The organism is Pedobacter psychrotolerans, assembly GCF_004340665.1.
Lineage (GTDB): Bacteria > Bacteroidota > Bacteroidia > Sphingobacteriales > Sphingobacteriaceae > Pedobacter > Pedobacter psychrotolerans.
On sequence record NZ_SLWO01000008.1, the window covers coordinates 37797 to 59879 of the forward strand.

The window sequence follows — 22083 nt, forward strand, 5'->3', positions numbered from 1 at the left end:
TACAAAAATTCAACCCCACCAATTCCCCAGCTCATGTTAACTTTAAAAACTGAAGATTTATCTGCCATGCAATTGCAAGATTACCTGCAATATGCCATAGCGCCGCGGCCAATTTGTTTCGCATCAACAATTGATGCTGAAGGGAATATCAATTTGAGCCCCTTCAGTTTTTTCAACATGTTTAGTACCAAGCCTCCGATTTGTGTTTTTTCACCAGCCCGGCGGGTACGCGATAATACCACCAAACACACACTTGAAAACGTACTGCAGGTAAAAGAATGCGTGATCAATATTGTCAACTACGATATGGTGCAGCAGATGAGTTTGGCGAGTACAGAATATGCGAAAGAAGTAAATGAATTTGAAAAAGCTGGTTTTACCATGCTAAAATCTGATTTAGTTAAGCCCCCAAGAGTAGCAGAAGCACCAGTACAATTTGAGTGCGTGGTGAATCAGGTTATTCCATTGGGTGATCAACATGGTGCCGGAAACTTGATTTTAGCCGAGATCAAGCTCATACATATCAATGAAAATATTCTGAATAGCGAAGGCAAAATAGATCAGGAAAAAATAGATTTGGTTGCCCGCCTGGGTGGCGACTGGTACTGCAGGGTTACAGCAGATAATTTATTTAAAGTGGCAAAACCTTTAGCAAAGCTAGGTATCGGTGTAGATGCCTTACCAAAATCCGTACGTCTATCCAAAGTGTTAACAGGTAATGATCTAGGTATGTTAGGAAATGTTGAATATCTACCAAGTAATGAAGAAGTTGATTTGATCACTTTAAATCCTGAAGTGAAAGAAGTTTTAGATGCGACTATTGGTGATGTCACTAATAGGGAAAGAGAGCTTCATGAATTGGCTAAAAGCCTTTTAAAACAAGAAAATGTAGAGTTTGCATTAAAAGTTGTTTTGCTGTAAATTTAATTTAAAATCCAGGCTTATGCATGCCATCGTTCAAGTTGATCAATACATCATCAAATCAGCACCATTTGCCATTCCAATACTGGATCATTTGAGGAATTTGGTTCATCAGGCTGATGCTAGGATAGAGGAAAAAATAAAGTGGGGTATGCCATTTTTTGATTTTAAAGGTTCGGTATGCCACATGGCGGCCTTTAAAAATCATTGTGCTTTTGGCTTTTGGAAGGGAGCTTTAATTGAAGATGAATTCAATATTTTTGAAGAGCGTACCAACGCTATGGGGATGTTGGGTAAAATAAAAAGTTTTGCAGATTTACCTGCTGATGAAATTCTGATCGCCTATATTCAACAAGCCATTCAACTAAATGAAGATGGGATTAAACTTCCGGCGAAGCCTAAAGCAAGCCCACAAGCATTTATTATCCCACAATATTTTATTGATGCACTACAGAAAGATTTTGTAGCAATCGATGTGTTCCAAAACTTCAGTGCTTCTAACAAAAAAGATTATGTACTCTGGTTGGAAGAGGCTAAAACAGAAATCACCAGACAAAAAAGGTTAGCCACAGCAATAGAATGGATCAGAGAAGGGAAAACCAGAATGTGGAAATATAAAAAGTAAGCTAGATGATGCTTACAATTTTCATAAAACGATTTCTGTAGTGGCCATTAAGTTCAGTAATAGTAACACTGTGCGCTTTTCCTGAAGATGCATGAATAAATTTAATTCCATTTTCGTCGATAGAATAAACAATTCCAACATGGCCAATTCTTCTTATTTTAGAATTGCTTCCGGTGAAAATTAATACATCGCCAACTTTTGCATTTTCTAAAGTAGTTTCTGTTCCTGCTCCACTAAACTCTCTAGATGAACGTGGGACTTTAAAACCGAAATTGCTAAAAACATAACTTACAAAACCTGAACAATCAAAACCAATTTTAGGATTGCTAGTCGCATAACGATAGCGGATTCCCAGCATACTTTTAGCAAAATCTATTAAAGATTCTGAATTTGCTGAAGAACCATCTTTAAATGTCGATGAAGTATTTCTTGGTAAAGTGGCGACTAACTTTTTAACGAGATCCTGATATTGAGCAGGAATGATGTTTTGAGCATTCACTGCGCTTGCAGACAAAATGAAAAACAGAATTGCAAATGTTATTTTCTTCATATGTTGGATGACAAGATATAAAAAAAATATAAGAGCGCTAAGGAATGTGGAAAACTCGTTAAAACAAAAAGCCTGGACAGCGTGTCCAGGCCTGACTTAATATTAGTTTAATTTAAATGCTTGGGAAAAAACCTTGAGCTTTGTCTCCGATTACAGGAAGTGGTTTTAGCTGATTATTATTTGCGCTAACTGCACCTAAAATGATGAAGATGATATATACAATATAAATCACATAACTCAAATAGCCTAAAAGTGCTACTGGAAAAATAGCCAATATGATAGTTATAATAATATTAACTACAATAATAGCTAAATGCAATAATAGCGATTGCCTTAAATGGTAACTGGATAAAGCCGTTTTATTATCTTTATACATAGCAAAGTAAGAAATGAGCCAGCCAATTAGGAAAATGTAGCTTACTATTGCAGCACTTTTACCATTGTCAGTTGAATTGAATTTTGTGTTTGTTTCCATGATTTATCAAAATTAGATTTTAGTCAGTAACAAATAACTAACGAAACTGTTGTGAAAATTTGAAAAAATATTTACGGGGTACTTACAGCAACAGGTAAAACCTTTCCATTAAAATATTTATGTCCGGTTTTAGCAAAATCGGCAATGTATTTACCCATTTCAAATGCCATTACAGGGCTTTGATATCCAGGAAATGCGGCTTCCAGCATTTCTGTTTGTGCTGATCCTAAAGCCAAGCAGTTAATTTTAATCCCAGATTCAGCTAATTCAAAAGCCAAACATTCAGTTAAGGTATGAAGTGCAGCCTTACTTGCCGAGTATGCTGATAAGCCTGGAAATTTAACACTCCCCTGAAAACCGCCCATGCTTCCAATGTTTACGATATGGCTACCACTTTGCATTAATGGCAACACATGTTGAATCATCCTGAAATGACTAATCACATTGCTTTGCAACATTACGCCTAAATCTTGTTCAGTTGTTTCTAAAAAAGGCTTATTAATTAATGTGCCTGCATTGTTAATTAAGATATCTATATTGCCCAAACGTTCTTTCAAAAACGGAATAAGTGCAGCATAATCATCGTTAACAATGTCAAATTCTACTGGTAAAAGTGTACAATCAGGATTAATTCCCTTGGCAATTTCCAGGAGTTTACGCAATTTATCTGCCGAACGGGCAATGGCAACAATCTTATTTTCTTTCTGTAAACTAAACTCTAATGCAGTTTCAAATCCTATTCCGCTACTCGCTCCGGTAATTATAATGTTCATTGGTAAGGTATTGTAATATTATGAATAAGGTCTAACGCTCTTGCATTTAAATGTCAAACCGTTTTAAGTTTGGTGAAGCTTAAAATCCTGTAATGATATTAAATCAAAATTAATTCAATATCATTAATAGATTTGAATCCCTGATCAGAAGTTACTAAAGGTATCTGCAAAAACTTTGAAGTAGCAGCGATGATTGCATCAGGGGTTTTAACCTTAAAGCGCTGTCTAACGCTTATGGCGATGTTCTTAATTTCAGAGTTCAATTCCATGATAACACAATCTTCAAGAAGAGATTTTAAGCTCAATTTATCTTCTTCCTTTAATAAATGCCAGCCAAGTAATTCAATTTCTGAAATCACGGATACGATTGCAGTACCGTCTAAAAAGGGTTCAGTTTTTTCAAGTCCTTCATGAACATTAATCAGGAAGTTTGTATCTGCTACAAAACTAAATGAACTCATTTCTTATTTTTTTCTGGTAGTCTACTCCATCTAAACCACGTTGTAGCTTACCAAAGTGCTTACGTAAGGTCTTTTTCACACCCATTTCAGATACTTTTTTTATTGCATCTTGAACTTTTTCTTTTGTAACAGGTTGTTGGATTTCAATTATCATTCTCAAATTTACTTAAATAATATCAAATTTCACAGGTCGATACTTTGTGCATTACCACCAATCAATCCGTTATTAATTAGCTCACAGGATTAAATAGATCAACAGATCCATTTATTTTGTCAAAATCAGCTATATTATTTGTAAATAATTTACCATCCAATACTTGCGCAGTGGAATAAACAATTGCATCAGGTAATTTGATTTTGTTTTTTTTCTTAGCGTGATTGTTGCATCTGCTATAATGCTAGTGAGTGGAACTACGCTCAAAGCGTTTATCAGATTAATTAAAAATTCTTCCTCAAACCTGTTTCTGAATGCATAACCTAATAATTCCATTTTAGAAATAACAGAAATGTGGTAAGCTACACCTTCTTCAAATATTTTTTCTGGCTTAATTAATTTTTTGGATAGATAAATTAGGATGTTGGTATCTAATACAATATTACCATTCATCCCTGATATCTTTTTGCCATTTTGAAGGGTCATTAATGTGCGTTAACACATCTTGTCCATCTGCTTTGTCTATCGCTTGCTTAAGTTTTTGATAAGATCCTTTGGGCTCTTCAACCAAAAAGGAATGATCAACATTAACGGTTTCAACAAACGACAAAGCCTTAAGCATTTTTTCTAAAAGTGCTGCATTTTGTTCATTGTCTACTTGTACCGTTACCGTTGTCATAATCGTAAAGTTAATAAATTATTCGTTAACAATTAATTGGCTCACTGGATTTTTAATCACATGTAAACCATCGTTAATGAGTTTTTTATGATCTAATTCTTTTCCCGCTTTTATCTCCAGATAAACCTGTATTTCCTTTTCCAACTGGTGATAAATCTTTTTATGAAAAACAATCTCCAAAATCTCTAATGCACAGAGCCAGTCTTGCCGGTGATTTCGTTTTAACTGATCGAAAATTTCAGTAAGTGCTTCTAGGTTTTCGCCACTTTCGCGAATTTCCCGTACGCGTTTGTACAATTGATGCAACTGTACGGTTTTCTCATCGTAAACAATCCGGTGTGTTTTTTCTTCGCTGATGAGCGTAATCTCTTCAAAAGCATCCTTATCGGCAGCGCCATTAAAAACAGAAACAATTTTCTCCCCAACAGCCATATCATAATTACCCCATTCTGGTTTGAAAAGGATATTTCCATTGCTCTCATTAACCGTACAATCCATAAATGTGATTAATATAATCTTGCCATTTTCTCTTAAAATATCGCTAATTATGCCATCAACCCGAATGCCACTGTTAAAAACCATTTGTGTGCGATTATCATTGTTGTTTCCTAATGTCCTAATTTCCTCATCACTATAATCTTCCAATAGCTTTTTTGTATCCTTCAGCTTGCCAACCGGAGAGGAAAAGCCATCTGCATGATATTGTTTTCCATGTCCGGGAAGCTGTTTGCCATTAAAGGCGAGGGCAGATGGGCCAGTTGTTTTGATAAAAGTAACATCATCTGATAGACCAATACCCATATCAGTAATCACACCACTCACTTGTAAGCCAGAGGAATAAACAGCTGTTGCTACGTTTTTGCAGGCAATGGCCTTCATGATGCTTTCTGCTCCGCCACGACGAAAGGCCATCGTATCGGCAAATTGTTCCAATACATCAATTAGATTTTGAAAAGTTTCCGTTACAAAAAGCTGAGGCTGGGTCTTGGTGATATCGTATTGATAATTGATGGTATCGATGCTATACCATAATTTTTCAACTTCTTTATTCATGCAAGAGGCACTCTCCCCAATGGATGAAAGCAGACCTGCACCATAAATCTTTGGGTTTTCTAGCGTTCCAATCAATCCATATTCAACGGTCCACCAATGTAAACGGCCAAGCAAGGCCATTTCCGAAGGCTCGCCCATATTTTCGCTGATGTAACGCAATGCTTTTTCTGCTTTCGCAATTTGCGCTTCATCAGCATCGACTGCCTCTTTTAATATGGATAGCTTTCTAATGGCTTCATATAGTTCGAAATCTTTAGCCGAAAACATCGCCTTTGCACCAATAGAACCAAAATAGCTTAGATAATTATTATAATCTGTATCTGCAATAATAGGTGCGTGACCAGCACTTTCATGAATAATATCTGGCGCTGGTGTATATTCAATGTGGTTAATCTGCCGGATATCGGCTGCAATTACCAGCACCCGATAGGCCTGATACTCCATAAAAGCTGCTGGCGGAATGAAACCATCAACCGTAACAGCACCCCAGCCAATTTTACCCAGGTTATCATTCATCGTTTGTAAATCAGGAATATATTCAATGCTCAAACCTGCTCGTTGTAAACCTTTGATATATGGATAATAAGCAACATCTTTTAAATAGCTATAGTTTTGACGCATGACGTAGCGCCACACCGCCTGATCTATCGGAGTATATTTTTCGTAATTCTGATTAACAATAAATTGCTTTAAATGATTAGGCAATTTTGCTACCTGCGCATTATTAAAATCATTAAAATGGCTCATAGTGTTCATGAAAATAAGTTGGTCGATGGCTAAGTTATGATGTTAACCTTACCTAAACAAGAAAGCTGTTGCCAAAATTAACAGCCTGGCGTAATAAATGGTTTAAGCAAAATTTAAAGGATTGAAAATCTAATTTAGTGCTTCGGGGATTTTGGGCTTTGGCCAAGTTTCTTTACGCTAAAAGTAAAATAATGCTGGTATAAATAACTAAACAGGGCCATTAAAACGGAGACAGCTATTCTGGAAAGCATAGCTAGTGTAGGGTAATCTCTTAACAGTTCCAATAAAAATTTAAGTAAAACGTAATTGGCAAGGATGTTAATAAATTGAAGGTTTAAAAAACGGAATAATTGAACACGCCCCTTTAATTCGCTGTGCGTAAAAATAACATACTTATTCAGTAGGAAACTGGTTGGAATGGCTATGGCATAATCTACCAGTAAAGATGCGGTTTCCCGTTGCAGTACAATAATTCCAAAGTTTACTTCTGAAGTTTTAAAAATAAAAAAGTAGGCAAAATAATAACTTAAAATGCCGAGCAGCAATGTGCCGCCACCAGTTGCCAGATACCTGAAATTATGTGCAGAGATAAAACTCTTAAAGGGGGGATAAAAAAAATCAATAAAAGCGAGAATAACTTTACGCATTGTTGTTTCGGGTAGTTTGGCTGCAAAGGTAAATTATTTTTTATACTGTTGCTTTTACAAAGTAAAAAGTATCGAACTAGATCCTACACATTTGGCTACAATGAATGTGGTTTAAAAATTTTCATAGGTTGGGATAGTAACTTTAGGGTTTGCCACGTAATCAATCACCGCACACCAGCGATAAGATGGATGACGTTGGATGCTAATGCCCACCATGTTAAATTTGCTTTTTTGATCAATAATAGTGAAACGATGGCCGAGTGATGGCACGCCGCAGTCTAATAGTAAATGACAAACAATGTCTAAACCGTTGGAGTAACCAAAATCGATATTTTCACTCATTGTTCTGTTTGGGAAATACTTAGAAATTCTTTTTGAAAACTTGTCTCCGTTACTACTTTCATGCGTATCTAAATTATTTTTGCTTAAATCCAATGCATGGTTACGACTTACCATTGATAATTTATCATCTGGATAAAATACGGGTAGGTTTTTTATGCCACGCAAATGAGTGAGTAATGATAAATAATAAGGGTTGTTTTTTGAGATTTTAAGGTCGTTGTAATTCCGATACTTACGGACTTTTGAATTATAATCGTTAATGTAATCTTCTAGAAAAGTATAGTAAAATTTTTCGCCATCAATGCGGATCAAATTCATGAACATTACAATGTTTTTCTCTTCATTACTTAAATAGTATGAATTTTTTGCTGTGTTTGCAAGTTGATATTCTGCATCCGTCCAGCTTTGTGCATGAGCCATGATGCTACAAAAAAAGGCTAAAAATGCAATGAAGATCAGTTTAATCATTATAGGCGATTTGCAGAGATAACGCCCGAAGAAACGGTTTATTTTAGTTGGGGTATTTTTACAGTTAAACTAATTCTTAGACCTACTTTATAAGGCAAGGAAATTAAATGCTTGCTGAAGTATTATTAACAACATCAACAAGCACTTATTTGATCGGGACTTATAAGAACATACCACCCGAAGCTTCAATGCGTTGTGCATTAATCCATCTGGCTTCTTCTGTACAGAGAAAAGCAACCACCCCACCAATATCATCAGGTAAACCAACTCTACCTAAAGCAGTTTGTGAAGCTATCATTTTATTTAACTGCTCATTATCGCGAACAGCACCACCGCTAAAATCAGTTTCAATTGCTCCCGGAGCTACGATGTTAGATCTGATTCCTCTGGCGCCTAACTCTTTTGCCTGATAACGTGTTAAAACCTCCATTGCACCTTTTAAAGATCCATAAGCGGAAGATCCTGGTAAGCTAAATCTTGCTAAACCGCTTGAAATATTGATAATTCCAGCACCATCATTTAAAATGGGTAAGGCTTTTTGTGTGATAAAGAAAGGTCCCTTGAAATGAATATTCACTAAATTATCAAAATCTTCTATTTGTGTTTCGGCAAATAAGGCATGATGCCCTGTCCCTGCATTATTAATTAGGAAATCGAATTTATCTTTATTAAAAACTGATGATAATATTGATTTTACCTCCTCGAAAAAAGTATCAAATGTTTTAGCGTCCGATACATCTAGTTGTAGTGCTGCTGCATTTACACCAAGTTTTTTAATCTCTTCAACTGTATTTTCAGCCTCTTCTTTTTTTGAATTATAGGTTAAAATTACATCCAAACCTTTTTCAGCAATTTTTAAAGCCGAATTTTTTCCCAATCCGCGGCTACCACCGGTTACCAGGGCAATTTTATTTTGTGTTTCCATTTTCTTTTTAATTTGATAAACAAAGTTAAAAGCAAATAGGCTGTAAAAATGGTGAGTGGTTAAGTAAAAATGGTGAGTAGTTAAGTTTTATATGGTGATAATTTCCTGTTTTGCCAGCGATTTGAAATATTCCTCGCGATATTGTTTTGGCGTTTGCCCGGCAAAGTGCTTAAAAAACTTGGTGAAATTTGATGGGTCATAAGTAAGTGTTCTTGCAATTTCAGCAATTGGTGTGCCTACATTCTGAAGCATCGACTTTGATATTTCCATTAAACGTTCTTCGAAAAAAAAACATGGAGAATGTCCGGTAGCTTCTTTAATGGTATTACTGAAGTGGGTTGGATGAACATGAAGTAATTCAGCAAAATCCCTAACCTCGAACATTTCTGTTGCACGGCCTGAAACAATATCATCCAAATGCTTATCCAATTCCCTTAAATAATCTGCAGCAATTTCATGTTGACGGACAAAGAATTTTTGTGGTATTTTCATAGTGATAATATTGGTAATCAAATATAATGGAGTTAAAACTGAAGTAGATTTATGTTTTGGTATTTTGACTGTTCCACAACAAAATATTGCATTAAAAATTTAGGAAATAAAAAGTCGCAGGCAAAACCTGCGACTAAATATGATAACCTAATTAAAATGCTTTAGGTGTATGAGGTGATTAAATTATGCTAGTAGCGTCTTCCAGCTCACTGCCTTGTTAATAATATCACTTAAATCTGAGATAGCCACACGTTCCTGTTCCATGCTGTCGCGATGACGGATGGTAACCGTATTGTCTTCTAAACTCTGGTGATCGATAGTTAAACAAAAAGGTGTTCCTATAGCATCCTGACGGCGGTAACGTTTACCAATGGCATCTTTTTCCTCATAAATACAATTGAAATCGAATTTCAAGGTATCCATAATTTCACGAGCTTTTTCTGGTAAGCCATCTTTTTTTGTTAGCGGGAAAACAGCCACTTTATATGGCGCCAAAGCCGGGTGTAAACGTAATAGTGTACGGCTGTCCTGTTTATCTGCTGTACTCAAATCTTGCTCCTCAAAAGCATTAATCATGGTTAGCAAGAACATACGGTCTAAACCTATTGAAGTTTCAATTACATAAGGAACATAATTTCCATAAGGTTTACCATCTTCGTTTAGATCATTATCGAAGTATTGCATTTTCTTGCCGGAAAACTCCTGGTGCTGCGTTAAATCAAAATCTGTACGACTGTGGATACCTTCCACTTCCTTAAATCCAAAAGGGAATTCAAACTCAATATCAGTTGCAGCGTTAGCATAATGTGCTAATTTAACGTGATCATGATAGCGGTATTTCTCAGGAGAAGTTCCTAAAGCTTTATGCCATTTTAAACGGGCATCCTTCCAGTATTCAAACCATTTTTTATCCTCACCGGGGCGAACAAAAAACTGCATTTCCATTTGTTCAAATTCACGCATCCGCATAATGAACTGACGGGCAATTACCTCATTTCTAAAAGCTTTACCAATCTGTGCGATACCAAAAGGAATTTTCATTCTTCCTGATTTCTGTACATTTAAAAAGTTCACAAAAATACCTTGCGCAGTCTCCGGACGAAGGTAAACTTCATCACTACCTTCTGCCATGGCACCAAATTGTGTACTGAACATTAGGTTAAACTGGCGAACATCCGTCCAGTTAGAAGTTTTAGAAATCGGACAGATAACCTTATAATCAACGATTAAATCTTTTAACTGCGCTAAGTTTTCTGATTTAAGCGCTAAGTTCATTTCCACTTCAAGTGCTAAACCTTTTTTAACAAATCTCCAGCTGGCTTCATCTACAAATGGATATTTTGTATTATCTAAAATTCCGTCTTCGTCCTTAAAACTTGGAATCCAACTGGCTTGCCCTTCATCGCTTAAACCTAATATTTCTTGTTGAAATTCTTCAAATTTGGTTTTGTTGTCTGCGCTGAAATTTGCTAATTCTGAATATAGCTCATCAATTTTATTTTCCAGCAACTGGTCGGCACGGTAGCGTTTGTTAGAGTCCTTGTTGTCAATCATCGGATCGTTGAATCCATCTACGTGACCACTTGCTTTCCAAACTTTGGGATGCATAAAAATTGCAGAATCTATTCCTACAATATTTTCATGCATCTGTACCATGGCTTTCCACCAGTAAGATTTAATGTTATTTTTTAACTCTGCACCCAATTGGCCGTAGTCATAAACAGCACTTAAGCCATCATATATTTCGCTGCTCTGAAATACGAATCCGTATTCTTTTGCATGTGAGATTACATTTTTAAATTGTTCGTCGTTATTCTTTTGAGCCATAATGGAGGCAAATATAATAAAAAGGTGGAGGGTTTAAAGGTATAAGACTGAAGGTTTTTACCCTAGAATAAAAGGATGAGGACATTTTAGGATTTAACGATATACTCTTAAATTCATGATAGGGTTCATGGTTTCAATCAGCAAAACAGGGTTGATACAATTAAAATATTTTCATTTCTTATGAGTTTAGCTTAAAAAAAGGCTTATCGCATATCGGAGGGCATGGTAACTAATCAATCATTGAACAATTAAGCAATTTAACTTACTTTTGAAGCATGAAATTCCATCATCTCCTTTTTCTCGCATTTACCACATTCCTTTTTGTCTCATGCAAACAAGAAGAAAAAGTTCATCACTATATTAAATTTAATAATACCACACAACTATATCAGTTTTTGAAGTGGACACCAGAAAATCGTTATCCATTAATTAGTGCGCACCGAGGCGGACCAATGCCTGGTTTTCCAGAAAATTGCATCGAAACTTTTGAAAATGCGACGCAGTATAATCCAATGATAATTGAATTTGATATTGCTTATAGCAAAGATTCAGTAATGGTGATTATGCATGATGATCAATTAGACAGAACCTCAACAGGAAAAGGACCGATTGGAAATTATACCTATGAACAACTCAGAACATTTAACCTGAAAGATAATGAAGGTAAAGAAACCAATTTCAAAATTCCTACATTAGATAGTGTATTGAGTTGGAGCAAAGGAAAAGTGTTGCTCACCATCGATTTAAAAAGAGGTGTCTCTTATGCTAAAGTGATCGAAAAAGTAAGGCAATATAAAGTAGAAAGTAATTCGATTATCATCACTTATAATGCAAATCAGGCGCAGGAAGTTCATCGCCTTGCACCTGAGCTCATGATTTCTGCATCAGTACAGAAAAAATCAGATTTAAAAAGACTCAACGACTTAGGTGTCCCGAACAATAGAATTGTAGCCTTTGTTGGTGTTTCTGCTCCTGATAAGGAATTATATCAATTTCTTCATGTCAAAGGTATTACCACCATTTTAGGTACAATGGGCAACATTGATAAAAGTGCAATAGCAAGCCCGGCCAGAAACCTATATTACCATTTAATTAATAACGGAGCTGATATTTTATCGAGTGATAATTTGCCTCAGGCATCAGAACAGTTTGATAAATTTAGGTATAATAAAAAGTTGAGTTCAGCAAATATTAATTAAATGATAGCATTGTCACTACTTTCTGCATTACCATGATAGTAAACTTTAAGCTTTGCCTTCTTTGCGAAAAACTTAGCCTTCTTTGCGGTTAAATAATAAGTAAAATGAGCATTTCAGTAAAAAATCTTTCCAAACATTACGATCAGCAAAAGGCTGTCGATTCAATTAGTTTTGAAGCACTTCCTGGGAGAATTTTAGGGTTTCTAGGTCCAAATGGTGCTGGGAAATCTACTACTATGCGCATGTTAACTGGTTATCTGATGCCAACATCTGGTATTGCCGAGGTTTCAAATCAAAATATTATCAGTCAATCTATTGAAGCCAAAAAACACATCGGTTATTTGCCAGAAAATACACCACTCTATACTGAAATGTATGTTAAGGAGTTTCTAAGTTTTGTTGGTGAGACTTATAAATTAAATAACATCGCAAGTCGGGTTGATGAAGTGATCAAACTGGTAGGTTTAACACCAGAGCAACATAAAAAAATAAGTATGCTATCTAAAGGTTATCGCCAAAGGGTAGGGTTGGCACAAGCCATTATTCATAATCCTGATGTGTTAATCCTAGATGAGCCTACTTCTGGGCTTGATCCTAACCAATTGGTAGATATTCGTGCTTTAATTAAGGAATTGGGAAAAAATAAAACCGTGATTATTTCTACGCACATTATGCAAGAGGTTGAAGCCATTTGTGATGACATCATCATCATCAATAAAGGTAAAATTGTAGCCAATGATTCTCTTGAAGGAATTAAAAAAGCATATCATCAAGACTCATTGGAAGAAATTTTTAGAAAACTCACTGCCTGATTCAGATTTAAGTTAATTTATATATTTATTAATCCATTATTAATCTGTCGTTTAAGTTTTTTTCATAACTTTCTTTCCTCTAAAATAACTTATGAAAAAGCTCTTCACTACACTATCTATCCTGCTAACGTCTGTTTTTGCATTCTCACAAACCAGTCAGGTTAAATTCGGCATCAAGGCTGGCATTACTTTTCCAACTATAGCTGTTGCTAATGAAGGAGCATCTGTTTACGCTGGGCCTGAACCCTCAGATTACGCTAATAGCACTTCTTTCTATTTAGGTGGCACAGTAGATTTTCCATTATCAAAAGTATTTTCCTTACAACCTGGTTTAAGTTTAATTGGTAAGGGTGCTAAAGCGAAGTATTATAATTCAAATTTTGAACCTGGATCAAACTTGTTCATTTTTCAGGGTTCTTATAAACTGAATACGATGTATGCGGAAATTCCTGTAAATGCAATTTTAAATTTTAATCTTGGTAGCGGAAAAATCTTTTTTGGCGGTGGTCCATATTACGGATTTGCAATTAGTGGTAAAATTAAGAGAGAAGGTACAGCCACAAGAAGCGACAATACCGTGGACGACTCGGGGGAGCGTAATGTTAAGTTTGGCAGTGATGGGGATTTTAAAATAGGAGATTTTGGGCTGAACTTTTTAGCAGGTTATCAATTAAAAAATGGATTTAATATTCATGCGGGTTATGGCCTGGGTTTAACAACAATAACTGGCGAAAATATCAGGTTTTACCAAGAAAAAAACAGGATTTTATCAGTCGGTGTTGGCTTCTCATTTTAAGAAGTACAAATAAATGTTATCGGTTAACAATGACACCTACAGTAAAGTTCTTTAACACGATTACCAACTTCGCTTCATTAATATGCCCGAATATTTAATTAACTTCGGCGTTTTAAAGTGGTATGTACGCAGTTTTTAAACGCGAGTTATTCAGTTTCTTAAGTTCAATGGTGGCTTATATCACCATTGGCATTTTCTTGCTTATTTCAGGGCTGCTACTTTGGTTTTTTCCTGACACTTCGATTTTAGATTATGGCTATGCAGAAATGGGTGGTTTCTTTAGTTTGGCACCTTATTTATTCATGTTTTTAATTCCTGCCATTACCATGAGGTCTTTTGCCGAAGAACGAAGGGAAGGAACTTACGAACTGCTGATCACCAAGCCCATTACAGTTTCTCAAATTATTGTCGCAAAGTTTTTAGCCAGCCTGGTGTTGGTGTTTTTCTCTTTAATTCCAACATTTGTTTATTGTTATTCCATTTCAAAACTAGGTTTTCCTGAAGGGAATATTGATTCAGGAGCAGTAATCGGTTCCTATATTGGCTTGTTTTTTCTTGGAGCAGCTTTCACAGCGATGGGGATCTTTGCTTCTGCATTAACCAAAAACCAGGTGATTGCTTTCGTTATTTGTGCGGCTTTATGTGCCTTTGCTTTTTTAGGTTTTGATTACACCAGTCAGTTGCCTTTTTTGCAAAATTTCCAAAACAGTATTTTAAGCTTCGGAATTAATCAACATTATGCCTCAATAAGTAGGGGCGTACTGGATACCCGGGATTTAATCTACTTCATTACCCTAACAGTGCTTTTTTTAGTGTTCACTAAAGTAACGATAGGAGGGAAACGCTAATGAAGAAATGGAACAAATTGCTGAATTTATTATTGGTATTGGTCATTATTGTGGCAGTTAACATGATTGGTCAATATGTTTTTTACCGTTTTGACTTTACTGCTGATAAACGTTTTACTTTAAGCGATAAAACAAAAACTATTCTGACTAAAAATAAAAAGCCCATTATGGTCACTGTCTTCTTAGATGGTGAGCTACCGCCTGCTTTTAAGCGCCTTCAGGCTGCGGTAAATGATATCTTATCAGATTACAAAGCTTACTCAAATGCAGATTTAAAAATTGTTTTTGTAGATCCGCTGGCTGGACTGAATCAGTCAGATCAGGATACGGTGATCAATAATTTATATGAAAGGGGCATTGAGGCCACTAACTTAAGTGTTAAAACTGATGCAGGGCTCACACAGAAATTGGTGTATCCCATGGCCATGATCGAAACTGATAATAAGGAGTTTCCGGTTAAGCTTTTTCAGAATTTAGATACACGTGGCAGTTATGAAGATAATATTAACCGGGCAATTGAAAATCTGGAATATGTTTTCACTGCAAGTTTAAAAAAGGTGATTGATGGAAGAAATCCACGGATAGGATTTACAGAATCAAACGGAGAACTGAATGATTTACAGGTTGGAGATGCTATCCGATCACTTTCCAGTAGCTATGAGGTTGGGCGTGTGGATTTAAATACGATTGATAAGGCAGGGCTGGATAAGTTGAACATGATGATTATTGCTAAGCCGACCAAGCCATTTTCGGAAATGGAAAAATACAAAATCAATTACTTTGTAATGAATGGTGGCCGTGTTCTCTGGAGTATTGATCAGGTAAAAGCGGAGCTGGATAGTTTGAGGCAACAAAGTGGGCAAATGGCCACCAATAGCAACCTAAACCTTGATGACATGCTTTTTATGTATGGCGCAAGAATTAATTATAACCTGATTGCCGATCCGGCAAATTGTGCAGAAATTCCTGTTTCAACAGGATTGGTAGGTGGACAAAGCCAAATGAATCTGCTGCCATGGATTTACTATCCCATTTTACTTCCGGATACAAGCCAGAGCGTAGTTAAAAAGTTAGATGGTGTAAAGGCTGAGTTTCCAAGCACTGTGGATAGTATTGGTGTTAAAGGATTAAAAAAAACCTTCATTCTGAATACTTCTCCCTTTAATAAGGTTTACACTACACCCAAACCGTTTAGCTTGCAAATGATCGGCGAGCAATTAGACCCAAGGGCATTTCAAAGTGTGCCACAGCATGTAAGTTTAATGATGGAAGGAAGTTTTCCGTCTGTATTTGCAGGAAGGCCATTGCCAACCGGAATCTCAGCACCATTTACGCTGGATTCAAAAAGTAGACTAACAAAGATGATCGTTATCGGTGATGGTGATATTTTTAGAAATCAGGTATCAGAAAGAGATCATTCACCATTTCCTTTAGGTTTTGATCGATTCAGTCAAAGGACTTATGGCAACAAGGCTTTACTATTAAATATTGTCGATTATTTTACTGATGAAGACAACCTGATCGTTCTAAGAAATAAGGAAGTAAAAATAAGGTTACTTGATAAATCTAAAATAAAGCTTGAAAAAGCCAAGTGGCAGTTTATAAATATTGCAGTTCCTTTGTTATTGTTAATATTCTTTGCGATTTTTCAACATTATTACCGCAAATACAAGTACGCTAAATAATTTTTATATTTTTGAAGAAGACTAAATGATATCATGAGATTTATTGTATCCACATCAACTTTATTAAAACACCTACAAACTGTAAATGGTGCATCTAGCAGCAGTACAGTTTTACCTATACTAGAAAATTTTCTTTTCGAAATTAAAGAGGGAAACTTAACAATCTCAGCTACTGATTTACAAACCAGCATGACAACCTCATTAGCTGTGGAGTCAAAAGAAGAAGGTAAAGTGGCTGTTCCATCAAAAATTTTGTTAGATACCCTTAAAACATTACCAGATCAGCCCATTGCTTTCAATATCGATGACAGTACTTTCGCAATTGAAATTAGTGCTGGAGATGGTAAATATAAGTTAAGTGGTGAAAACGGTGATGATTTTCCTAAAATTCCGATTGTTGAAAATGCTTCTTCAGTGAATTTACCGGCATCTGTTTTAACTGAAGCCATTACCAAAACAATTTTTGCGGTTAGTAATGATGAGTTACGTCCGGCAATGACGGGTGTATTTTGTCAGCTATCTCCTCAGCACATTACTTTCGTAGCTACTGATGCCCATAAATTGGTTCGCTATCGCCGTATGGATAGCAAGGCTGATAAAGCGACATCATTTATTCTTCCTAAAAAAGCATTAACACTTTTAAAGGCTGCATTGCCATCAACAGATATTAATGTATCAGTAGATTATAACGCAACAAGCGCCTTTTTTAAGTTTGATAATATTAATTTGGTGTGTCGTTTAATAGACGAACGCTATCCAGATTATGAAGCAGTAATTCCTCAGAATAATCCGAATAAACTGGTGATTGACAGAGGCTTGTTTTTAAACACCCTTCGCAGGGTAGTTATCTTTGCTAATAAAACCACGCATCAGGTAAGATTAAAAATTAACGGTAGCGAACTTAACATCTCTTCTGAAGATTTAGATTTTGCTAACGAGGCGCATGAGCGTTTAAGTTGTCAATATGATGGTGAAGACCTAGAAATTGGTTTTAATGCTCGCTTTTTAATCGAAATGCTGACTAATTTAAGTGGTGATGAAGTTACTTTAGAACTTTCAACGCCAAACAGGGCTGGTTTATTGATCCCTCAAACTAATGATGAAAACGAAGACGTGCTGATGTTAGTAATGCCAGTAATGCTAAACAATAGTTATTAATCTACTAAAATATTAGTTTAATATAAAAATGGCTTGGTTTTTGACCAAGCCATTTTTGTTTTATACCCAAACTAGCCGATATGAAAAGCCATTCTATTTTCTCCCTCTCCTTTATTCTTCTGGCATCTGTAATCTTTACTTCTTTTTATTCTTGTAAAAAAACAGATCCAAATGTTGAGGTTAAAGGTGAATCAAAAGTGAAGTTAGTGAATGCAATTCAGGCAGATGCTGTTCAGGATATCTTTATTGATGATGAAAAGCTTTCAAATGCAGCACTTGCTTTTTCAGAATCGACAGATTATTTGAAGCTGGTTTCCGGAAACAGGGATATCAAATTTATAGGCAATGATCAGGTTGAAACAAACGCTTCAATGAAATATACGCCATCGATTACCTACACGACCTTTTTAATCAGCGACCGTTCGGGAGCCAGGGAAATCTTATCTTATGAAGATAACTTAAGTAATACAGAGTCTGGCAAAGCCAAAATTAAATTCATCAACTTAACGCCATATTTTACAACAGGCATTAATGTGAGTGTGCAAGCCGGAACACTTTTCGTAAATGGATTACAGTATAAAGAGGCTTCAAGTTATTTTTCTGTAGACGCTGATTTAAACCTCAGATATAATGTATTGGGATCTGGAATCACTAAAACCATAGACAATTCTAACTTTCAGGCAGGTAAAATTTATACCATTTGGTTCAGTGGCAATACAAGTGGAACTTTACAGGCGCATGTCATAGCAGATAATTAATTATCAGTTTTAATATGCTTTCTGTTATCTTTACGTTTTAATTGAGTTATACTTATTTATGAAGAATAAATTGTTTCTATTTCCTAAATTGTTTCTTTTATCTATGGCGACAATTTGCATCAGCGCTTGCATAAAAAATGATAATTTTATTAAAGGTGATGCAAAAATCAGGATATTTCAAGCTTCTGTATTAGATACTACTCAGAATTTTTTCCTTAATGGCAGGCAATTGGGGTCTTCCACCACTTATGGAACCAACAGCAGTTATATTGTAGAACCGGGAGATTCGTCTTATAAAATTAGCTCAAGAATTTTAACTTCGACATCTGATCTTGCTAGTCTTGATAATCAGCGTTTAGTTATTGGTAAAAATTATTCAGTATTTCTTACTAAAGCATCTGCTTCAGCGCCATCAAGCCTGCTGTTTATGGAAGATGATGTTAAAATAGGTACCGATAGTACAAAACTGATATTTTTAAATCTAGGTTATACACTGGGTTCGCCAGTTTTGGTAACAGATACCGGTAAAGCTTTTTCGCCATTTAATATGGCTTATGGTGAAAAATTTACCCGCAAAATTAAATTAAATAAATCAACCAAGATTTCTTTCACTATCACGAGTATAACCCCTACAAACCCTAAGCCTGTTGTCGCAGTACTAGATTCGCCTACGTTATTAAATGGAAAAGTTTATACCGTATTAATCGATGGTTCGAAGGTAGGTGATTTACAAACGCGTTTAGTTACAGGCAACTAATAAATTTAAATTCAGTTATCGCTCATTAATCATTTTCATATTCATACTTTTGCCCAAAATTAGATATATTGGACTTACTACATCAACTTCTGGATTTCATACTTCATATTGACGTTCACTTAGCACAAATCGTTAACGATTATCAAACCTGGACTTACTTAATTTTATTTCTGATTATTTTTGCGGAAACAGGTTTAGTCGTTTTACCATTTCTACCCGGCGATTCCTTGCTTTTTGCAATGGGTGCCTTAATTGCGGGAGAACATGAAACAGGACTAAACATTTGGTTGATGCTGTTGATATTAATTGTTGCTGCAATTTTAGGAAATACAGTAAACTTTAAACTTGGAAGTGTATTAGGAGCTGGAGTCTTTAAGGAAAAGAATAAAATCCTTAAATTAAAGTATTACGAACAATCTCATGAGTTTTTTGAAAAACATGGTGGTAAGGCCATTATTTTTAGTCGCTTTTTACCCATTTTCAGAACCATTGCACCCTTCGTAGCTGGGATTGCTAAAATGCCATTTGGCCGGTTTACCTATTTTAACATCATTGGTGGTGTAGCATGGATTGTAGCCTTACTTTTGGGCGGCTATGTGTTGGGACAAATTCCAATCATTAAAAATAATTTTGAACTGGTTATTGTGTTTATTGCAGTAGTAACCTTCGTTCCGGCAATATGGGCTGCTGTTAAAAGTAGGCTTGAGCCAAAGAAAATTGAAGAGATTATCGAAGGAGACGATAAAAAATAAATTAAAAAACAGAAGCGGCGATAGTTATTTTCGCCGCTTCTGTTTAATATTAAATCTCTCTCCCAATAATTACACCTTGCTGATATTTCCTTTCTGCATCTGATTCCTCTTTTTTTATTTCTGGTTCAAGTTCAATCTTAATCAGATTCTTTAACTCAGGCTGGCCAGCATCCACCCACGCAGAAAACCAAAAGTTTCCGATTTCCAATATGGCCGAACGCATCTGTTTTTCTACCATATGGTTCATTTGATCATGATAGGTTTTTGAATATAGACTAGAATACTGTTTTAAAACTACATTGTTCCGCTCAGAAAAACTGTACTTTTTATCTGAAGGAAATGAAGCGTTAAGTTTTGCCTCAAATGTTAAAACAGTATCTACCAAACTGTGTGTATGCTTGATTATCTTCCAGGCTTCTTTCAATGGATTTTCAATATAGCTGGCTTTACCTACAATGAAATTATAGTTAGTCGAAAATAATTCAGGCAAGCGGCTTTCCCAAAAGGCATGGATTCCAACCTGATGAGTGAGTTGTCCATTATGATTGGAAGTGGTATGCAAAGGTACATGGGCATCACCGATGTAGTGACCCAAGTCTGCAGAGTATTTAAGGATTTTGATTGAATCTCTGGTTTTAAAAGCTTTAATTAAGCTATAATAGGTTCGCTGAATCTGCCAGGGAAGAATCCCATTTGCATGTAATGTCTTTGATCCGTATTTAGCCAATGCGTCGTTCCATTTTTCTGGAATGCTATCTACGCAAGGCTCATAGTTTTCTACATCAAGATAGTGCCTTGGCGCTTCCAGTGTATCGGCATACCTTCGCTTATCAGGATCTACGGCATGCTCGGTTATATATTTGATATTCTTTTTATAAAAACCAATCATGCCCGAAGGCAAAGTGAAAACTGCAAGGTTATTGATTCTTTGGTGTGCAAAGAAGCCCCAGGATGTACATAGAAAAAAAGGGATGATTAACGCCAGTATTATCGTTAATCTTTTCATAACCTAATATAAAAAAATATCGTTAATCATTTATTCTTAACTTAAATCAATTTCATTTCGATGGATATTGAAAATTTCTGACCCTATCTTATTTAATTTTTCGTTAAAGAGTTCAAATCCATTATCCATAACATAATTTCGTTCATTTTCAGTAATGGGGATCATCCATAAGATATTTACTTGACTATCTCGATAATCTTCAAGTTCTATATCCGGTAAACTATTTAAATGCTTTACCAGTACTACCGATGTCATTTTGGTATTGCTAAGAATATTGAATGTAATGGTATGTCCATTCCCAAACCAGGAGATTCTTTTCCATGGAATGCTCGCCTGGCCGCTAATCCAACTTCCAATAAGGTTAAGTTCTTCCTGAGACAAACCCGAATTTAGGAGTAGGCCCAATTCGATTCTGTTAATCTCGTTAGGATGTTCACTATACATTTCTACACCCGGCATAGGTAGTAGTGAAAGGCCCACGGTTACAAATACATCCTTAACTTCCCCTTTCTTCAAGAATAAGCCTCGTGGTGGCCATTCATTGCCATCTATAGCAAAATATTGATCGCTATTGCCTAAATTATTTTCATACTGTTGAAGCAATTGAGGTTGAATAATTTGAAACGGATTAATTTCCTGATCCCACAATTGCCAGTATTCTTTTGCCTTTGCAATTCTTTCTAACAAAATATTAGAAGATTGAAGTTCCCAGCAATACTCTCCTTCTCCAACACAATCTCTGGCATAACCCGAAAAACCATTAATACCTGCCCATGATGGAATGATGGCTATAACTTCTCCCTTTTCTAGTAAAGCTGCGGCGTCTCCTTCTTCAAACCAAACAATTTCTAAATCGTCTATCTTTAAAGGCATTTGTCCTTCCGGAAACTTGCAGTATGCTTTGCTTAACATTGGTGGAACGCCTTCCTCCATTTGTTTTAAATCTGCATCTATAGGAGCTTTATCCAGATTTCTGATCCAGCACGCTTTAACCCCGAAATCGGAATCTTCATCGCCCCACAAATAAAAATAAGCAACCTGATTATCCTGCTCCACAATAGCAGTAATCGGACAATTCGGACTTCTCAATTCTAAAAGTACTTCTGGCTCTTCTCTTTTTGGAGAATCAGAGCCGAATATTTTTTTTAAAAAACTCATTTGATCATCTTAATT

The 22083-nt window shown here is 35.8% G+C and carries 26 protein-coding genes; 11 read left to right on the forward strand and 15 right to left on the reverse strand.

Features of this window, described 5'->3' with window-relative positions; all coding sequences use genetic code 11:
* The first annotated feature begins 33 nt into the window (after positions 1-33).
* Together EV200_RS18420 and EV200_RS18425 are read left to right on the forward strand one after the other, a co-directional pair.
* A complete protein-coding gene (locus tag EV200_RS18420; protein ID WP_132535325.1) occupies positions 34-921 on the forward strand; it encodes a flavin reductase family protein in 888 nt (295 codons plus the stop codon).
* Between the two features lie 22 nt (positions 922-943).
* Positions 944-1546, forward strand: a complete 603-nt coding sequence (locus EV200_RS18425; RefSeq protein WP_132535327.1) for a YdeI/OmpD-associated family protein — start codon at positions 944-946, stop codon at positions 1544-1546.
* 1 nt (position 1547) lies between these two features.
* Here EV200_RS18425 and EV200_RS18430 read toward each other — a convergent pair whose 3' ends face one another.
* The 13 genes from EV200_RS18430 to EV200_RS18485 all read right to left on the reverse strand — a co-directional run bounded on the left by EV200_RS18430 (position 1548) and on the right by EV200_RS18485 (position 11139).
* A complete protein-coding gene (locus tag EV200_RS18430) occupies positions 1548-2096 on the reverse strand; it encodes a C40 family peptidase (protein ID WP_132535329.1) in 549 nt (182 codons plus the stop codon).
* Between the two features lie 112 nt (positions 2097-2208).
* Positions 2209-2571: a DUF4870 domain-containing protein gene (locus tag EV200_RS18435; RefSeq protein WP_132535331.1), complete on the reverse strand. Its 363-nt coding sequence runs from the start codon at positions 2569-2571 to the stop codon at positions 2209-2211.
* A 71-nt stretch (positions 2572-2642) separates the two neighbouring features.
* A complete protein-coding gene (locus EV200_RS18440; protein WP_132535333.1) occupies positions 2643-3344 on the reverse strand; it encodes an SDR family oxidoreductase in 702 nt (233 codons plus the stop codon).
* 98 nt (positions 3345-3442) lie between these two features.
* Positions 3443-3805 carry a type II toxin-antitoxin system VapC family toxin gene (locus tag EV200_RS18445; protein WP_132535335.1) on the reverse strand — a complete coding sequence of 121 codons (363 nt, stop codon included), beginning with the start codon at positions 3803-3805 and terminating at the stop codon, positions 3443-3445.
* Positions 3792-3959, reverse strand: a complete 168-nt coding sequence (locus EV200_RS21815) for a hypothetical protein (protein WP_157263375.1) — start codon at positions 3957-3959, stop codon at positions 3792-3794. Before EV200_RS21815 ends, EV200_RS18445 begins: the two co-directional genes overlap by 14 nt.
* Positions 3960-4088: 129 nt before the next feature.
* Complete coding sequence (locus tag EV200_RS18450; protein WP_132535337.1) at positions 4089-4412, reverse strand: PIN domain-containing protein; 324 nt, start codon at positions 4410-4412, stop codon at positions 4089-4091.
* Complete coding sequence (locus tag EV200_RS18455) at positions 4402-4638, reverse strand: hypothetical protein (protein ID WP_132535339.1); 237 nt, start codon at positions 4636-4638, stop codon at positions 4402-4404. The genes EV200_RS18450 and EV200_RS18455 overlap by 11 nt, the downstream gene beginning before the upstream one ends.
* An 18-nt stretch (positions 4639-4656) precedes the next feature.
* Positions 4657-6438, reverse strand: a complete 1782-nt coding sequence (locus EV200_RS18460) for an aromatic amino acid hydroxylase (RefSeq protein ID WP_132535341.1) — start codon at positions 6436-6438, stop codon at positions 4657-4659.
* Between the two features lie 134 nt (positions 6439-6572).
* Positions 6573-7085: a GtrA family protein gene (locus EV200_RS18465; RefSeq protein ID WP_132535343.1), complete on the reverse strand. Its 513-nt coding sequence runs from the start codon at positions 7083-7085 to the stop codon at positions 6573-6575.
* Between the two features lie 111 nt (positions 7086-7196).
* Positions 7197-7895 (reverse strand): CAP domain-containing protein, encoded by a 699-nt coding sequence (locus tag EV200_RS18470; protein ID WP_132535345.1) that lies wholly within the window; start codon positions 7893-7895, stop codon positions 7197-7199.
* 160 nt (positions 7896-8055) lie between these two features.
* Positions 8056-8820, reverse strand: a complete 765-nt coding sequence (locus EV200_RS18475; RefSeq protein ID WP_132535347.1) for an SDR family NAD(P)-dependent oxidoreductase — start codon at positions 8818-8820, stop codon at positions 8056-8058.
* A gap of 87 nt (positions 8821-8907) precedes the next feature.
* Positions 8908-9312 (reverse strand): helix-turn-helix domain-containing protein, encoded by a 405-nt coding sequence (locus tag EV200_RS18480; protein ID WP_132535349.1) that lies wholly within the window; start codon positions 9310-9312, stop codon positions 8908-8910.
* Between the two features lie 183 nt (positions 9313-9495).
* A complete protein-coding gene (locus EV200_RS18485) occupies positions 9496-11139 on the reverse strand; it encodes a glycine--tRNA ligase (protein ID WP_132535351.1) in 1644 nt (547 codons plus the stop codon).
* Between the two features lie 275 nt (positions 11140-11414).
* Here EV200_RS18485 and EV200_RS18490 point away from each other — a divergent pair, with 275 nt between their 5' ends.
* From EV200_RS18490 to EV200_RS18530, 9 genes are all read left to right on the forward strand, one after another.
* A complete protein-coding gene (locus tag EV200_RS18490) occupies positions 11415-12338 on the forward strand; it encodes a glycerophosphodiester phosphodiesterase family protein (RefSeq protein ID WP_132535353.1) in 924 nt (307 codons plus the stop codon).
* 104 nt (positions 12339-12442) lie between these two features.
* On the forward strand, positions 12443-13150 hold the full coding sequence (locus EV200_RS18495; protein ID WP_132535355.1) for an ATP-binding cassette domain-containing protein: 708 nt from the start codon (positions 12443-12445) through the stop codon (positions 13148-13150).
* A gap of 91 nt (positions 13151-13241) precedes the next feature.
* Positions 13242-13946 carry an outer membrane beta-barrel protein gene (locus EV200_RS18500; protein ID WP_132535357.1) on the forward strand — a complete coding sequence of 235 codons (705 nt, stop codon included), beginning with the start codon at positions 13242-13244 and terminating at the stop codon, positions 13944-13946.
* Between the two features lie 122 nt (positions 13947-14068).
* Complete coding sequence (gene gldF, locus EV200_RS18505) at positions 14069-14794, forward strand: gliding motility-associated ABC transporter permease subunit GldF (RefSeq protein ID WP_132535359.1); 726 nt, start codon at positions 14069-14071, stop codon at positions 14792-14794.
* Positions 14794-16479 (forward strand): gliding motility-associated ABC transporter substrate-binding protein GldG, encoded by a 1686-nt coding sequence (gene gldG, locus EV200_RS18510; RefSeq protein WP_132535361.1) that lies wholly within the window; start codon positions 14794-14796, stop codon positions 16477-16479. Before gldF ends, gldG begins: the two co-directional genes overlap by 1 nt.
* Before the next feature lie 33 nt (positions 16480-16512).
* Positions 16513-17637 carry a DNA polymerase III subunit beta gene (dnaN, locus tag EV200_RS18515; RefSeq protein ID WP_029288796.1) on the forward strand — a complete coding sequence of 375 codons (1125 nt, stop codon included), beginning with the start codon at positions 16513-16515 and terminating at the stop codon, positions 17635-17637.
* 80 nt (positions 17638-17717) lie between these two features.
* On the forward strand, positions 17718-18395 hold the full coding sequence (locus tag EV200_RS18520) for a DUF4397 domain-containing protein (RefSeq protein WP_132535363.1): 678 nt from the start codon (positions 17718-17720) through the stop codon (positions 18393-18395).
* Positions 18396-18498: 103 nt separating this feature from the next.
* Positions 18499-19152 (forward strand): DUF4397 domain-containing protein, encoded by a 654-nt coding sequence (locus tag EV200_RS18525; protein WP_132535365.1) that lies wholly within the window; start codon positions 18499-18501, stop codon positions 19150-19152.
* 68 nt (positions 19153-19220) lie between these two features.
* Positions 19221-19904 (forward strand): DedA family protein, encoded by a 684-nt coding sequence (locus EV200_RS18530; protein WP_132535367.1) that lies wholly within the window; start codon positions 19221-19223, stop codon positions 19902-19904.
* Between the two features lie 49 nt (positions 19905-19953).
* Here EV200_RS18530 and EV200_RS18535 read toward each other — a convergent pair whose 3' ends face one another.
* Positions 19954-20910, reverse strand: a complete 957-nt coding sequence (locus EV200_RS18535; RefSeq protein WP_132535369.1) for a zinc dependent phospholipase C family protein — start codon at positions 20908-20910, stop codon at positions 19954-19956.
* Positions 20911-20946: 36 nt separating this feature from the next.
* The gene (locus EV200_RS18540; protein ID WP_132535371.1) at positions 20947-22068 is read right to left on the reverse strand and encodes a suppressor of fused domain protein; all 1122 of its coding nucleotides are present in this window, start codon (positions 22066-22068) and stop codon (positions 20947-20949) included.
* Positions 22069-22083 lie beyond the last annotated feature (15 nt).

Bases quoted from the DNA above. Each gene is read 5' to 3' on its own strand.
- gldG (WP_132535361.1), top strand. From the start codon at position 14,794: ATGAAGAAATGGAACAAATTGCTGAATTTATTATTGGTATTGGTCATT.
- EV200_RS18500 (WP_132535357.1), top strand. From the start codon at position 13,242: ATGAAAAAGCTCTTCACTACACTATCTATCCTGCTAACGTCTGTTTTT.
- EV200_RS18435 (WP_132535331.1), bottom strand. From the start codon at position 2,571: ATGGAAACAAACACAAAATTCAATTCAACTGACAATGGTAAAAGTGCT.
- EV200_RS18440 (WP_132535333.1), bottom strand. From the start codon at position 3,344: ATGAACATTATAATTACCGGAGCGAGTAGCGGAATAGGATTTGAAACT.
- EV200_RS18525 (WP_132535365.1), top strand. From the start codon at position 18,499: ATGGCGACAATTTGCATCAGCGCTTGCATAAAAAATGATAATTTTATT.
- EV200_RS18470 (WP_132535345.1), bottom strand. From the start codon at position 7,895: ATGATTAAACTGATCTTCATTGCATTTTTAGCCTTTTTTTGTAGCATC.
- EV200_RS18495 (WP_132535355.1), top strand. From the start codon at position 12,443: ATGAGCATTTCAGTAAAAAATCTTTCCAAACATTACGATCAGCAAAAG.
- EV200_RS18490 (WP_132535353.1), top strand. From the start codon at position 11,415: ATGAAATTCCATCATCTCCTTTTTCTCGCATTTACCACATTCCTTTTT.
- EV200_RS18420 (WP_132535325.1), top strand. From the start codon at position 34: ATGTTAACTTTAAAAACTGAAGATTTATCTGCCATGCAATTGCAAGAT.
- EV200_RS18480 (WP_132535349.1), bottom strand. From the start codon at position 9,312: ATGAAAATACCACAAAAATTCTTTGTCCGTCAACATGAAATTGCTGCA.
- EV200_RS18445 (WP_132535335.1), bottom strand. From the start codon at position 3,805: ATGAGTTCATTTAGTTTTGTAGCAGATACAAACTTCCTGATTAATGTT.
- EV200_RS18465 (WP_132535343.1), bottom strand. From the start codon at position 7,085: ATGCGTAAAGTTATTCTCGCTTTTATTGATTTTTTTTATCCCCCCTTT.
- EV200_RS18485 (WP_132535351.1), bottom strand. From the start codon at position 11,139: ATGGCTCAAAAGAATAACGACGAACAATTTAAAAATGTAATCTCACAT.
- gldF (WP_132535359.1), top strand. From the start codon at position 14,069: ATGTACGCAGTTTTTAAACGCGAGTTATTCAGTTTCTTAAGTTCAATG.
- EV200_RS18450 (WP_132535337.1), bottom strand. From the start codon at position 4,412: ATGAATGGTAATATTGTATTAGATACCAACATCCTAATTTATCTATCC.
- EV200_RS18520 (WP_132535363.1), top strand. From the start codon at position 17,718: ATGAAAAGCCATTCTATTTTCTCCCTCTCCTTTATTCTTCTGGCATCT.
- EV200_RS18460 (WP_132535341.1), bottom strand. From the start codon at position 6,438: ATGAGCCATTTTAATGATTTTAATAATGCGCAGGTAGCAAAATTGCCT.
- EV200_RS21815 (WP_157263375.1), bottom strand. From the start codon at position 3,959: ATGATAATTGAAATCCAACAACCTGTTACAAAAGAAAAAGTTCAAGAT.
- EV200_RS18540 (WP_132535371.1), bottom strand. From the start codon at position 22,068: ATGAGTTTTTTAAAAAAAATATTCGGCTCTGATTCTCCAAAAAGAGAA.
- EV200_RS18475 (WP_132535347.1), bottom strand. From the start codon at position 8,820: ATGGAAACACAAAATAAAATTGCCCTGGTAACCGGTGGTAGCCGCGGA.
- dnaN (WP_029288796.1), top strand. From the start codon at position 16,513: ATGAGATTTATTGTATCCACATCAACTTTATTAAAACACCTACAAACT.
- EV200_RS18455 (WP_132535339.1), bottom strand. From the start codon at position 4,638: ATGACAACGGTAACGGTACAAGTAGACAATGAACAAAATGCAGCACTT.
- EV200_RS18425 (WP_132535327.1), top strand. From the start codon at position 944: ATGCATGCCATCGTTCAAGTTGATCAATACATCATCAAATCAGCACCA.
- EV200_RS18430 (WP_132535329.1), bottom strand. From the start codon at position 2,096: ATGAAGAAAATAACATTTGCAATTCTGTTTTTCATTTTGTCTGCAAGC.
- EV200_RS18535 (WP_132535369.1), bottom strand. From the start codon at position 20,910: ATGAAAAGATTAACGATAATACTGGCGTTAATCATCCCTTTTTTTCTA.